General features: G+C 26.5%; 9 protein-coding genes. All 9 read right to left on the reverse strand.

From position 1 onward, the window contains the following. Positions 1-36 precede the first annotated feature (36 nt). A complete protein-coding gene (locus T324_RS0103320; RefSeq protein WP_028328954.1) occupies positions 37-1,653 on the reverse strand; it encodes a hypothetical protein in 1,617 nt (538 codons plus the stop codon). Between the two features lie 15 nt (positions 1,654-1,668). Then, entirely contained in the window at positions 1,669-3,243 is a 1,575-nt protein-coding gene (locus T324_RS0103325) for a hypothetical protein (RefSeq protein WP_038374991.1), read from the reverse strand. Between the two features lie 12 nt (positions 3,244-3,255). Beyond that, positions 3,256-4,881: a hypothetical protein gene (locus tag T324_RS0103330; protein ID WP_028328956.1), complete on the reverse strand. Its 1,626-nt coding sequence runs from the start codon at positions 4,879-4,881 to the stop codon at positions 3,256-3,258. A gap of 13 nt (positions 4,882-4,894) precedes the next feature. Further along, entirely contained in the window at positions 4,895-5,857 is a 963-nt protein-coding gene (locus T324_RS0103335; protein WP_028328957.1) for an ABC transporter ATP-binding protein, read from the reverse strand. 29 nt (positions 5,858-5,886) lie between these two features. Beyond that, a complete protein-coding gene (locus tag T324_RS0103340) occupies positions 5,887-6,870 on the reverse strand; it encodes an ABC transporter ATP-binding protein (RefSeq protein WP_028328958.1) in 984 nt (327 codons plus the stop codon). A 33-nt stretch (positions 6,871-6,903) separates the two neighbouring features. Further along, a complete protein-coding gene (locus T324_RS18015) occupies positions 6,904-7,893 on the reverse strand; it encodes an ABC transporter permease (RefSeq protein WP_028328959.1) in 990 nt (329 codons plus the stop codon). Positions 7,894-7,911: 18 nt separating this feature from the next. Beyond that, positions 7,912-8,832, reverse strand: coding sequence for an ABC transporter permease (locus tag T324_RS18020; RefSeq protein WP_028328960.1), 921 nt, complete (start codon positions 8,830-8,832; stop codon positions 7,912-7,914). A gap of 203 nt (positions 8,833-9,035) precedes the next feature. Further along, positions 9,036-11,750 carry a magnesium-translocating P-type ATPase gene (gene mgtA, locus T324_RS0103355; protein WP_051436781.1) on the reverse strand — a complete coding sequence of 905 codons (2,715 nt, stop codon included), beginning with the start codon at positions 11,748-11,750 and terminating at the stop codon, positions 9,036-9,038. Positions 11,751-12,764: 1,014 nt separating this feature from the next. Continuing rightward, a complete protein-coding gene (locus T324_RS0103360) occupies positions 12,765-14,027 on the reverse strand; it encodes a tetratricopeptide repeat protein (protein WP_028328962.1) in 1,263 nt (420 codons plus the stop codon). Positions 14,028-14,429 lie beyond the last annotated feature (402 nt).

The raw sequence follows: 14,429 nt of genomic DNA on the forward strand, positions 1-14,429 counted from the left end.
GCTGATAATAATTTATTAAATTCTATTGATGAAAAATTATAATTCTTTTTTATATAAACTAAATAATTCATTTGTATAAATCAATTTAGAATTATCATCAAATATAAACTCGCTGCTATTATCATCAAATTTTGGCTTATTTGGTGTACTATACCAATAATATAATGATAAATTATGATGAGGTATAATTTTTATATTATTATCATCTTTTGCATACAAATTAGAATTAGTATTTTCTGTTATTAAATATTCTATTTTATAATTTTGATTAGTATAAGTATTTTCTTCTTTGGTTAAAAATAGATTCATAGCATAATTAAAAATATTTCTTGAATATAATGTAAATGACTCTCCATTAGCATCTTTGGCCATATTCTTTACTATATCATAACTAAGTCTTTGCTTTTTACCTATCATAGAAAAATATTCATTTTGTTTATAATAATGCCAAGGAACAGCAAGTATATGAATAAACATAAATATTATTAAAAACATAAATAATTTACTTTTTTTATTATACAAATAATTAACAAATAACAGTATAGTAAAAAATGATAAAGCATACATAGAAAAATGATAAACATATCCGCCGCCTTTACCTTTTAATATCATAGGGCAAAGTATAGCAACAGGTATATATAAGAAATAGAAGAATAATACTTCTTTTAATATTGGATAATCTTTAGATAAATCTTTCTTACATAAAAAGATAATAGAATATACAAAAGAAGCAATTACTATAACATGAGAAATTATTATAACAATTATCATTATAGGACTGAATGCTCCCCAATAAGTTAATGCTGTTTTTACATCAAATTTATTTAATGTAAAAGTTGGAAATATAATTTGAGCATAAATTTGAGGGAAACGTTTATAAAATGGTACAGTATAGCCTTTTGATAAATTAATCATTTTTAAGGAATTATTAAATCCATTTTGAATTTCCACTATTAAATACGGCAAATACAATAAAAATGATATAAACACTCCTAAAGCTAAATATTTAAAATATTTTTTAGAATAATTTCTTTTAATGATTAAATACACTAATAATGTAGGTACTATACCATAATATACCGCAAAATGAAATTGCCCCATAATAGCAAGTACTGGAAATAAAAGTGCAGCAAAAATTTTTGAATATTTTTCATCTCTTAAATACTCAACAAAAAACATACAGAAAATAAATGAAAACATAACAACTGGGTTAGGATTAGTAAATGAAGTTGTAGCTTCAAATAAAATACAGTTAACAGCCATAAACGATGTCATAATTACAGCCGAAATAAAACCAAATCTAAAATAAATCCAAATTAAAAATATAAATAAAACTAATAAATATATACTTACATCTATAATTCTAGCTATATAATAATTTTCTCCGGATAAATTAAATAATAATAAAAATTTTGAATAAAATCCTGCTCCTGGAACTCTTGCTATATCATCAACTAGAAGTCCGCTTGTAACTAATCTTGCCCCTGTATGCGGAATATATTTATTGTCATAAGCCATTCTCATATCATAAAAATGCTGTTCATTATCATTAGACAAAAAAGAATTTCTTTGAAAATAAAAATTAGATACTATACTTATAATAATAGATATTACAATTAAAGATAAAAAAATTATTTTTGAGTTTTTAACCATAAAATAAATACTCCATTATTGCTCATAAAACTTATATATACTGAAACCTTTGGTATTAGTTAAAAAAGCAGCTTTATTTTCTATAACATATTTCATATCATTAGCATTTCTATTTGAATCCCAATTCTTCTCAACTATATTATCTTTAATTATATAGATTAATTTAGCATCATCTGAATATTTAAGTTTATTATCTGGAAAGTATGTATTAAAAATATCCTTATGCTGTCCTTTAAGAACACCTGAAAAAGAATCATAAATTTTTATATAATTTCCATTTGAATCATTTTCTATAATATTAAGCAAATTAGCAAAACTGCTGTAATTTCTAGGCTCTTCAAATAATTTCCAATATCTAATTAATTCTCCAGACATAGCAAATAAGTTTAATAATAATATGATTACTGTTATATTAAAATATTTTCTGCTATTTTTTAATTTATCTTCATTTTGAATAAAGAATAATAAAATAGGAGTAAATGAAATCGAATAAGCAGAATATAGATAATGAAACGTTCCAGATTTAGATCTAAACACTATAAAACTAATAATAGTTACAGGGATGAATAAAAATAATATAAAAATTAATTCTTTTAATATAGACTCTTTGTTATTAGAAGTATGTTTTCTTTTTAGTAAAAATATGAAAGATCTTATAAAGACAAAAGCAGAAAAAAGAATACTTATAAAAAGAAAGATTAAACCGTAAAAATATATAGGCTTGCTGAACCAATAATATATAATAGAACCTGTTCTAGTACCAAATAAAGCGGATATTTCATTTGTAGGAAATAATATTAAAGCATAAATTTGAGGAAAAGGTATAGAAGAAAGATCTCCTCTCATATTCATAGCGTATTGAACATTTAAAAAACCTGTTTTAATTTCATGTAAAAGATATGGCAAATATAATAAGAAAGATATAAAAACTCCTGCCGTCCAAAATAATATATATTTTTTAGTTCTTTTAAATCTTATTATTAAATATACTATTAATGTTGGAATCATAGCAAAAAAAGTTACCATATGACCTTGAGCCATTAATGCAAGTATTGGAAATATTATAACAGCTGAAATTTTTGTAATTTTTTCACTATTATTTTTATCCAAATATTCATATAAAAAAATAAATAATAATAAACTGAATACTAAAGTAACATTAGGGTTCCAAAAATCTGTCATAGCCATTATTAAATAACCATTAAGCATTATAATTGGACTCATCATAGATAAAACAAAAAGCCCAAATTTTTTATACAGCCAAAACATAAATATAAATAAAATTATTAAGTTGAAAATAAGATTAATAATTTTAGCATTATATAAGTTCTCATTACCTATACCATAAAATAAAACATAAAGTATATAATAAAAACCTCCTGGTACTTTCGGACTAGTTACAGCATCAGTACTTATAAATCTAGCTCCCATTGTTGGGAATTCTTTATTCTCATAATATTTTTTCATATCATAAAAATGAGATTCCTGATCCTTACCTATAAACCTTTTATCTACTGCATAAAAAGAAATGGATATACATACTATTACAGATATAATTATTAACAATAATGAATATTTATATAATTTCATATTTATCCTTTTTTAATCTATTCCTGTAAAAGGCTTATCATTATTATATTTATATACTAACAAAGCAGAATTACTATATAATAATTTAGCATTATTGTTAAAATATATCATATAATTAGATACTGTTTCTTTATTTTGCGATAATGCAACTATATTATCAAATACAAAATAAATATTAGTAGAATTTTCATTTTGTTTCCATACATTATTAGTAAAAAAAGTAATAGCAATATCTCTATACATATTATTATGAGCATAAATACCTATAACATTAGCGTCAGAATATTTAGAATCATTACAAATAGTTTTTGCAACATTTTCCATAGCCTGTAAATTTCTAGGTTCTTCATAATATTTTATATATATAGTATTTTGAATATAAAGTACGAGCAAATTAATGAAAAGCAAAGAAGAAATTATATAAAAAATCTTTTTACTTGATTTTAATTTATAATCATATTGAACAAAAAATAATATTATAGGCAAATATGATATGGCAAACATAGAATATAAATAATGTATAACACCTGATTTTGAATGTGATAAAATATTGACAATTATTGTAACAGGTATAAATAGCAAAAATATTAACAACATATTAAGAATAACTTTTTCATTATTAGATTTAGCTTCATAATTTCTATTAAAGAAGAAATACAATGCTCTAATAAAACAAAAAATAGAAAAAATCAAACTAAGAAATAAAAAAGCTACACCTAATATTGTAAAAGGATATTTATTCCAATAATAAATAATTGCATTTATACCGCTTCCATAAGACATAGATATTTCATTGGTTGGATATAGCAATAAGGCATATATTTGAGGAAAAGGGAAAGAAGAAAATGAATCTCTAATGGACATAGCCATTTTTAAATTGCTAAAATTAGATTGTATTTCTGATATTAAATATGGCAGATATAACAGAAAAGATATAAATACTCCTAAAGACCAGTAAAGTATATATTTTAATGTACGTTTATATTTAATAATCAAATAAACTATAACGGTAGGAATCATTGAAAAAAAAGTAAAAAAATGTCCTTGTCCCATTACTGCAAGTATTGGAAATGTAAATACTGCTGATAATTTTACAATGTTTTTTCTTTTTTCATTATCTTCTTCATCATCTATATATTCAAATAATACTATAAATAACAAGAAACTAAATATTAATGTTATATGCTGATTTAAAAAATCACTTATTGCCAATATAACATCATATACATTACATAAAATTAAAGATGATATAAACGAAGTTATCATAATTCCAAAACGTTTATAAAACCAAAAAAGAAATAAATATATTATTATTAAATTGAATATTAAATTAATAACTCTAGTAATAAAATAATTTTCACCAGATATTTTATAAAATAAGGTGTAAAATATATAGTAAGCACCACCAGGTACTCTTGGAATATTGTCTGCTTCATCGACTATTTCACTTGGCATAAATCTAGCACCTGTAGTCGGTAATTTACCAGAATCATACCATTTTTTCATATCATAAAAATGCGGTGCCTGATCTGTTCTTACAAATCTTTTAGGCATAATATAATAATCTATGCAGAAATTTATAATAAAAGAGGATATTAATAAAACTATTGGTATTAATATATTTTTATTAAAATTCATAAATAAACCTTATTTATACCAAATGACAAGCACAATAATGTCCGTTTTCAACCTCTCTAAATTCTGGAGCTTTCTCTGCACAAATAGCCTCTGCCTTAGGACATCTTGTTCTAAATTTACATCCTGAAGGAGGATTAATAGGAGAAGGTATTTCACCTGAAAGTATTATACGCTGTTTTGTTTTAGCAATTGAAGGCTCTGATATTGGTATTGCTGAAATTAAAGACTGAGTATAAGGATGCAGAGATTTTGTATATAATGATTCACTATCTGTAAGCTCTACAATATTTCCTAAATACATAACACCTATTCTTTTAGATATTTGACGCACTACTGCCAAATCATGAGCAATAAATAAATAAGTAAGCTTCATATCCTGCTGCATATCATAAAGCATATTAATAATTTGAGCCTGAATGGATACATCTAATGCAGATACTGGCTCATCGCATACTATAAACTCAGGATTAACTGCTAAAGCTCTAGCTATACCTATACGCTGCCTCTGTCCGCCTGAGAATTCATGAGGATATCTTTGTGCCTGCTCAGCATTAAGTCCTACAAGTTTAAGAAGATTTATTATTTTTTCTCTTCTTTCATCTTTTGTAGAATAAAGTTTATGAACATCGAGTGCCTCACCTATTATGTCTTCAACTGTCATACGTGGATTAAGAGAAGCATAAGGGTCTTGGAAAATTATCTGCATCTTTTTGGCATAACTTCTGTAATTTGATGCATTAACTTCTTCACCATCAAAAAATATCTTACCGCTTGTAGGCTTATAAAGATGAAGCAGAGTTCTTCCAAGTGTTGTTTTACCGCTTCCGGATTCTCCAACAAGTCCGAATGTTTCTCCTTTATTGATAGTAAAAGATACACCATCAACAGCTTTTACTGTTTGTATGCTTCTTCCAAAGAATCCGCCTTTTATCTTAAAATGTTGTTTTAAATCTTGTATTTCTATTAAAGGTTTCATAAAAACTCTCTTTACTCATTAATACTTTATTATTTAGGCATCTGATGCAGCCAGCAAGCTGAAAAATGCCCTTTCTCAAATTCTGTTATAGGAGGCTTATTATCAATACATACCTTCATACACTCTTCACATCTTGTACTGAAAGGACATCCTGCTTTCATATTAAGCAAGTCAATAGGAGTTCCTTCTATAGGTATTAATCTGTCCTGCTTTATATCAATACGAGGAAGAGATTTCAAAAGTCCTAATGTATAAGGATGTTTAGGGCGTTCAAATATATCAAATACCGTTCCTCTTTCTACTATTCCGCCGCCATACATAACTATAATATCATCGGCCATATCTGCCACAATACCAAAGTCATGCGTAATAAGAATAACTGCCATATTGATTTTTTTCTGTATATCTTTTATAAGTTCAAGTATCTGTGCTTGTATAGTAACATCAAGTGCTGTTGTAGGCTCATCAGCTATAAGTATTTTAGGATCTCCTGCAAGTGCCATTGCTATCATTATACGCTGACGCATACCTCCTGAAAGTTCATGCGGATATTGATTTATTCTTCTTCTAGGTTCATTAATACCAACTAAAGTTAAAAGCTCAACTATTCTTTCAATTGCAGCTGTTTTGCTAATCTTTTGATGCGTAGTTAATGCCTCCATAAGCTGATTGCCTATAGTATATACCGGATTAAGACAAGTCATAGGATCTTGGAAAATCATTGATATTTCATTTCCTCTAATCTTTTTCTTTTCATGCTCAGAAAGTTTAAGCAAATCCTTACCCTCAAAAAGTATCTCACCATTCATAACTTTTCCAGGCTCATCAATAAGCCCCATAATGGAATATGCTGAAACACTTTTTCCGCTTCCGGATTCTCCAACTATACCCAAAACTTTAGATTTATTTAGTTTATAAGAAATATTATTAACTGCCTTAACTTCTCCAAGAGGAGTAAAGAAAGACACACTTAAATTTTTAACTTCTAATAAATTACTGGTATTATTTTCCATGAAAATATCCCCTTTTACAACCTTATATTAAAATTATCTATTTTTCATTCTAGGGTCTAAAGCATCTCTTAAACCATCGCCTACCAAATTAAAGCAAAGAATTATAATACTTATTAAAGCAGCTGGAAAAAGCAATTGATAAGGATAAGAATAAACACCGCTTACTGCATTGGAAGTTAAAGAACCAAGTGAAACCATAGGAGCACTAACTCCCAAACCTAAGAAACTTAAAAATGCCTCAACAAATATAGCATTAGGTATTTGAACCATTGCTGAAACTATTATTGCTCCCATTGCATTAGGTATTAAATGCTTGAAAATTATTCTTCTGTGAGAAGTACCTAAAGCTCTGGCTGCTGTTATAAACTCCTGACCTTTTAATGCTAAAATCTGCCCTCTTGTCATTCTAGCCATATTAGTCCAATAAAGAAGAGATATAACTATAAATATACTGAAAAGTCCAGGACCTAAAAGCCCTATTCCTCTTAATGACTCATTTTGTAAAAACAGCTTATCCATAGGTGCTTTCAATACAACAGATAATAATACAACTACTAAAAGTGTAGGAACTGCACTTATTATGTCAACTATACGCATCATTATATTATCAAGCATTCCGCCGAAATATCCTGATATAGAACCGTAAACTATACCAATAATAACAACTAAAGTAGCAGATACTATACCTATTAAAAGAGATATTCTAGCTCCTATCATACATCTTACAAGCAAATCTCTTCCTAAAGTGTCAGTACCGAATGGATGCTCTAATGTAGGAAGACTATTTTCCACACCTCTGTTTATTTGTGCATATCCATATTCAGATATCATAGGTATAATTATAGAAAGAACTGCTATAATAGCTATTATAATAATAGAAACTAAAGCAACTCTGTTTTTCTTGAATCTTCTGTATGCATCCTGCCAATAAGTTACACTTTCCCTTTTAACTTCAGCAGATGCTTTCTCTTCTTCTGTAGCTTTTACAAATAATGATTTATCTAAACTTTGCATATTTTCCATTTAAGCCGCCTTTATACCTTAATCTTGTATTTTTATTCTAGGGTCTATAATACCATAAGACAAGTCAACTAAAAAATTCATAGCTATTAAAAAAGCACCATAAAATATTGTAACACCCAATATTGTAGGATAATCTCTTTGAGTTATGCTTTCTACAAAATATCTTCCAAGTCCAGGTATATTAAATATTTTCTCAACTACGAATGAACCTGTAAGAATAGCAGCAGCTAAAGGTCCTATATATGTAACTATTGGTATAATAGCATTTCTTAAAGCATGTTTAAATATTATTATACCTCTTGATATTCCTTTCGCTCTTGCTGTTTTTATATAATCTTGGTGAATAACATCAAGCATAGAACTTCTCATAAGTCTAGCCATAAAGCTTAGGGAACTGAAAGATAAAGCAAATCCCGGCATTATATATTGAGCAAATGAATCAAAACCATAAGCTGGAAGAAGTTTTAACTGTACTGAAAACACTATAATAGAAACTGTAGCAACAACAAAACTAGGAACTGCTATACCTAAAGTAGCGGCAACCATTACTGCCCTATCTACAACCTTACCATGTCTTAATGCAGCAACTATACCGAACAAAACCCCTATAGTAGTAGAAATAAACATACTAAATATACCAAGTCTAAAGGATACCGGGAAAGCTCTTATTATAGTGCCTGAAACAGACTGACCTATCTTTGTAAGAGAAGTACCCAAATCTCCTTTAATAGCATTTTTTAAATAATTACCATACTGTACTATAAGAGGTTTATCTAAACCATACTTCTTATTTAAATTTTCTAATGCCACAGCACTTAACGGCTTTTCCCCAACAAATGGTCCGCCCGGAACAGTGTGCATCAAAAAGAAAGTTATAGTCACTATAACAAATAATGTTAAAAGTGAAATTAATAATCTTCTAACAACATAAGAAAACATAAGAAATACCCTTCATTTTAAAAAAATTAAAATTATTATTGACAGTATATTATCTAATAAAAATTAACTTTTGTCAAACTTTAAATGCTTTTAATTTTTACACAAATTTATTCAATGTCAAAAAATATATACCCCACCTATATATTTTTATAATAAAGGCATATACAGAAAAAATAAATCTGTATAAGCCTTATTAACTATTATTATAATAATTCACCAAATTTCCTAATATATACTTTCTTTAATAATGTAACTAATAATATATAAGCAAATATGCAAGGAACTAAAAATATAAAATAAGTTTTAGGCAATGATACAAAACCTAAATGATGTCCTAAATTTGTAAACGGCACTATAGACAAAATTATAATGCTTGAAAAAGTTAATAAAAATACTTGTTTTGATGGTCTGCTTTCTATAAAAGGAATTTTAGCAGTTCTTATCATATATATAACCAAAACTTGTGTGCATATAGATTCTATAAACCAGCCTGATTGGAACATAGAAGTATACATTGTTTTTATATTAGCTAAATCGGCACCATTATAATAATTGTCTAATTTATTATATAATATTCCATTAGAAACAAATAATGGACAGAAAACAAAGTACATTATTAAATAAGTGCTCCAATCAAATATAGAACTTACAGGCCCCATCCAGCACATAAAGTTTCCTATACTTGAAGCGTCCCATTTTCTTGGAAGTTTTAAAAATTCTTTATCAACATTATCCCAAGGTATTGAAGTGCAGCTTAAATCATATATTAAATTTAATATGATCAAATGCACACTTTGCATTGGTATGAATGGCAATAGTATAGAAGCCATTAATACAGAAAACATATTTCCAAAATTTGATGAAGCAGTTATTTTTATATACTTTATCATATTGGCATAAGTTTTTCTTCCTTCTATTATACCTTTTTCTAATACAGTTAAATCCTTTTCTAATAGTATTATATCAGCAGCTTCTTTAGCTATATCAAAAGCACTGTCAACTGAAATGGATATATCTGCCATTTTCATAGCAAGCACATCATTAATACCATCACCCATAAAGCCAACAGTATTATCATCATCTTTTAATACGGATACTATTCTTGATTTTTGATGAGGATAAAGTTTAGCGAATATATTAGCTTTTTTAGCTTTTATTTTTAATTCATCATCATTTAATTTATCAATTTCATTTCCAAGCAAAATGCCGTTTATATTTATTCCTAATTTGTTACATACATTAATAGTTGTTTTTTCATTATCTCCTGTAAGTATTTTTACATCAACACCATATTCATTTAATTTTTTTATAGCTTCGTAAGATGATTCTTTTGGAGGATCCAAGAATGCTAAATATCCTACTAATACCATTTCATTTTCTAACTTCTTAATTTGTTCTAAATCTTGTAATTGATTTTCATTATTTATTTCTATATCTTTTACAGCTAATGCTATTACTCTCATTCCTTTATCATTTAAAGAATTGATTTTTTTATTTAATTCTTGTTTTTGTAATTCTGTTATTTTTGATATTTTTTCATCATCATAAACATAAGAACAAATTGAAATCATCTCTTCAAAGGCGCCTTTAGTTATCATTTTCATATTATTGTTTTCTTTTAATAATATGCTTAATCTTCTTCTTATAAAATCAAAAGGAATTTCATTTATTTTTGTGTAATTTTCTAATGCTTCATTATTAAAGTTTTTTTCATTATGTTCTATATATTCAATAATAGCATTATCCAAAACATTTCTATAACCATTTTGAAAATAGCTATTTAAATAAGCTAAATCTAAAACATTTTTATTTTCATTTCCATTGATATCAAAATAATGCTTCAATGAAATTTTATCCATAGTTAAAGTGCCTGTTTTATCAGTGCATAATATATTCATAGCACCAAAACTTTGTATGGAGTTAAGATTTTTTATTATAGTTTTTTGTTTTGACATAGATACTGCCCCTTTTGCCAAGCATGCACTTACAATCATAGGGAGCATTTCTGGTGTCAAACCTACTGCGATTGATATAGCAAATAATAATGCTTCTATCCAATTTCCTTTTGTAAATCCATTAATAAAAAATACAACAGGAGTCATTATAGACATAAATCTTATCAATAGCCAAGATACAGAATTTATTCCTTTAGTGAAGCTTGTATCTATTTCATTTATATTTGAAAGTTCATTTGCGATATCTCCTAAAAATGCATCTTTTCCGATATTGATTACTATACCTTTAGCATCTCCGCTTATTACATTAGAACCCATAAAAACAATATTTGAATAATCTGTTACTGATTCTAATTCTTCATTACATACAGAATTATTTTTTTCTAAAGGCTCGCTTTCTCCTGTTAATACTGATTGAGAAACTGTCAAGTTATTTGATTCTATTATTCTTATATCAGCAGGTATTATATTGCCGGCATTAATAAAAATTATATCGCCTACTGTTAGCTTTTCACTATTTATTTCTTTTTTGATATTTTCTCTCAAAACTATGCTTGAAGATTTTATCATATTAAGAAGTTTTTCTGATGCATTATCTGATTTATATTCCTGAATGAATCTTATTAATCCTGATACTGTTATCATTGTAGAAATGATTATTACTGTCAAAAAAGAAATTTCTTCGTTCTTGAAAAAAGGTATTAATATATCTGTAAAAATGGAAATAACAGCCAAAGCAAATAATATTAAAGTAAATGGATTTATAAAACCTTCTGCTATTCTTTTGAAAATAGTTTTTTTATTTTTATGAGGTATTTTATTTAATCCGTATTCTTTTAATCTTTTATCTGCTTCTTTTTCTGATATGCCTTCTAATGATGAATTAAATACTTCTAGTACTTTATCAGTATTATTTAATGCTGAAAAAATTAATTTGTTTTTGTTTTCTAGTATTTTTTTCATGATATCAACTCCAATAAATAATATTTTCAAAACGATTTTTTATTATCTTTAATATTACTAATATAAGTTTATATATAAATTATGTTAGTAATTTTTGAAGCAATAAACGAGCAGCTAATAACTTTAGTTGTCAGCTATATTAAAAATAAAAAATCGAGCGTCTATAAGCTAAAAGCTGATAGAGATTTTAAAGCGAGATTTTTTATATATAATAATAAGTTTATCGCTGGCAATAATAAATTTATTACTAAATAAAATATTAATACTGTTATTTACAAAATATAAAATAACAAATCAAAAAACCAAAAACGGTTTTATAATTTTTAGTGTATGAATTTAATTATAGAAAATATATTAATTGAAGCGACATATCAGGTAGACGATTCTTTTGAAGCTGAGTAGTGAGCGAGAATAGAAATTTTTGTTTAGCATAGCACCGCCTCCTTATAATGATATAGATTTTTAATTTTTGCGAATATAGCATAATATAGAAAAATTGTCAACACAAAAATATAATTAGTTTAATTTTTTTTAATTTATCATCTATACCATCGCACGTAGAATGAAACTAAAAATATTAATTTATTTATAATTCAAATTTTATTTATATTATAAATTTAGTTTACCGTGCGTTAAATATATTTTAAAATTAATTTAAACTTGGGTGGGCGTTAAAAATTATAATTAAGCTATAAAGTTAATTGGGTTAACATTCAAAATGAAATTTCAAATTTTAAAGGGCGGGCATGTAATTAATGTCTTTATTTATTTTTATCAACTTTTCCCGCAGCACACCGCAGGCGGACTTCGTCAAATATAGTCCTTCGCCTAAAGCGGGCTGTGCCTGCTTCTTTGTGTCACCACCGAGTAGGTGCCTTGCCTACGGCACGCAAAGCGTCGGCAAAAGAAGCGGGGTCTTGAGAAGCACACAGCGTGGTGGGCAAAGCCACAGATATTAAAATAAAAATATAAATTTATTTTAACAAAATATAGTTGTTTGGTTATATTACAACTTCATTTCAAACCATATTCTTCTTTAGTACGTTTTACGTTTTCTCTGGCACATTCACTGCTTGGATCTAATTTTAAAGCCTTCTTATAATCTTTTAATGCCTCTTCATAAAGACCTAAATTTTCCTTAGTAAGGCCTCTGTTATTATAAGCATCTGCATAATCAGGTTTTAATTTTATAGCCTTATCAAAATCTTCTATAACTTCTTCATAAAGACCTAAATTATCTTTGGCATTTCCCCTATTATTATAGGCAAAAGCATAATTAGGATCTAATTTTATAGCTTTATCATAATCTTTAATAGCTTCTTCATAAAGCTCTAAATTATATTTTGTATTACCTCTGTTATTATAAGCATCTGTATTATCAGGTTTTAATTTTATAGCCTTATTAAAATCTTCTATAGCTTCTTCATAAAGTCCTAAATTATCTTTGGCATTTCCCCTACTATTATATGCAAGAGCATAATTAGGATTTAATTTTATAGCTTTATCATAATCTTTAATAGCTTCTTCATAAAGTCCTAAATTATCTTTGGCAATTCCCCTATTATTATATGCAAGAGCATAATTAGGATTTAATTTTATAGCTTTGCTAAAATCTTTTATAGCTTCTTTAGAAAATCCCAACTCATCTTCTAATAATCCTTTATTATTATAAGCATCAAATAAATTAGGATCTATTGATAAAGCTTTATCAAAATCTTTTATAGCTTCTTCTAAAAGTCCTAAATCACTTTTAAGAAGTCCTCTGTTATAATAAGCATATGTATAATCAGTTCTTAACTCTATAGCCTTATCATATTCTTCTATAGCTTCTTTTAAAAGTCCAAGTTTAGTTTTGGCAATAGCTTTGTTATAATAAGCATCTGCCATATTAGGGTTTAACTTTATAGCTTCATCATAATATTTTATAGCTTCTGCATATTCTCCATTAGCACTTTTATAAATACCTTTAGAATTATAATCATGATAATCAGTAAGATTGTTTAAACGATCAATATCAACTTCTTTATTATTGTCAACTATATTTGTAAAACTGACTATAAAATTTTGTTTATCTGACATTATTTTATTTAATTCTTCATTAAAAGTTTTTGCTTTGTCATTAAAATCATCAAAATCAGAATAATTTTCTGCATCAATATTATTTAAAAAATCATTAAATTCTTCTACACATTTATTTAATTCTTTTTGCAAATTCTCTAATTTATTTTTAGATTCTTTTAAATGTTGTCCGAATAGAAAATTAGTCATTGTTGGCATTTTTAACTCCTATAACTATTTAATATTAATATACAAGTTACAATTTTGTATATGATGCAATTATACCATAGTATATACTGAAAATTTTTAATTTTAACGAATTTTCTAAGACTATGGAAAGCGGTACGAGTTTTAGAATCTTCTCTCAAAATACAAATCGACAAATTAAAAAATCTAGTATGCGTAAAAAGCATACTAGATTTAAAACAACAACAATCCTCAAAAATATCGAAAATAATTGCAACTAAAAAGTTATGCTTGACTTTTTTAGATAAAGAACAGAGTTTATTTCATCAATTAGCGTTCCTGCTAAAAAATATCAAAAATAAATGCAGTCAAAATTTATTTAAATCATTTAGGCAGTTCTTTGCATTAATAATTTTTATCACTGCAGAAGGAGGA

The organism is Brachyspira alvinipulli ATCC 51933, assembly GCF_000518245.1.
Classification (GTDB): domain Bacteria; phylum Spirochaetota; class Brachyspiria; order Brachyspirales; family Brachyspiraceae; genus Brachyspira; species Brachyspira alvinipulli.

What these genes read in the sequence shown, in the direction of transcription:
- T324_RS0103330 (WP_028328956.1), bottom strand. Translation starts at nt 4,881, where the DNA reads ATGAATTTTAATAAAAATATATTAATACCAATAGTTTTATTAATATCC.
- T324_RS0103325 (WP_038374991.1), bottom strand. Translation starts at nt 3,243, where the DNA reads ATGAAATTATATAAATATTCATTATTGTTAATAATTATATCTGTAATA.
- T324_RS0103335 (WP_028328957.1), bottom strand. Translation starts at nt 5,857, where the DNA reads ATGAAACCTTTAATAGAAATACAAGATTTAAAACAACATTTTAAGATA.
- T324_RS0103360 (WP_028328962.1), bottom strand. Translation starts at nt 14,027, where the DNA reads ATGCCAACAATGACTAATTTTCTATTCGGACAACATTTAAAAGAATCT.
- T324_RS0103340 (WP_028328958.1), bottom strand. Translation starts at nt 6,870, where the DNA reads ATGGAAAATAATACCAGTAATTTATTAGAAGTTAAAAATTTAAGTGTG.
- mgtA (WP_051436781.1), bottom strand. Translation starts at nt 11,750, where the DNA reads ATGAAAAAAATACTAGAAAACAAAAACAAATTAATTTTTTCAGCATTA.
- T324_RS18020 (WP_028328960.1), bottom strand. Translation starts at nt 8,832, where the DNA reads ATGTTTTCTTATGTTGTTAGAAGATTATTAATTTCACTTTTAACATTA.
- T324_RS18015 (WP_028328959.1), bottom strand. Translation starts at nt 7,893, where the DNA reads ATGGAAAATATGCAAAGTTTAGATAAATCATTATTTGTAAAAGCTACA.
- T324_RS0103320 (WP_028328954.1), bottom strand. Translation starts at nt 1,653, where the DNA reads ATGGTTAAAAACTCAAAAATAATTTTTTTATCTTTAATTGTAATATCT.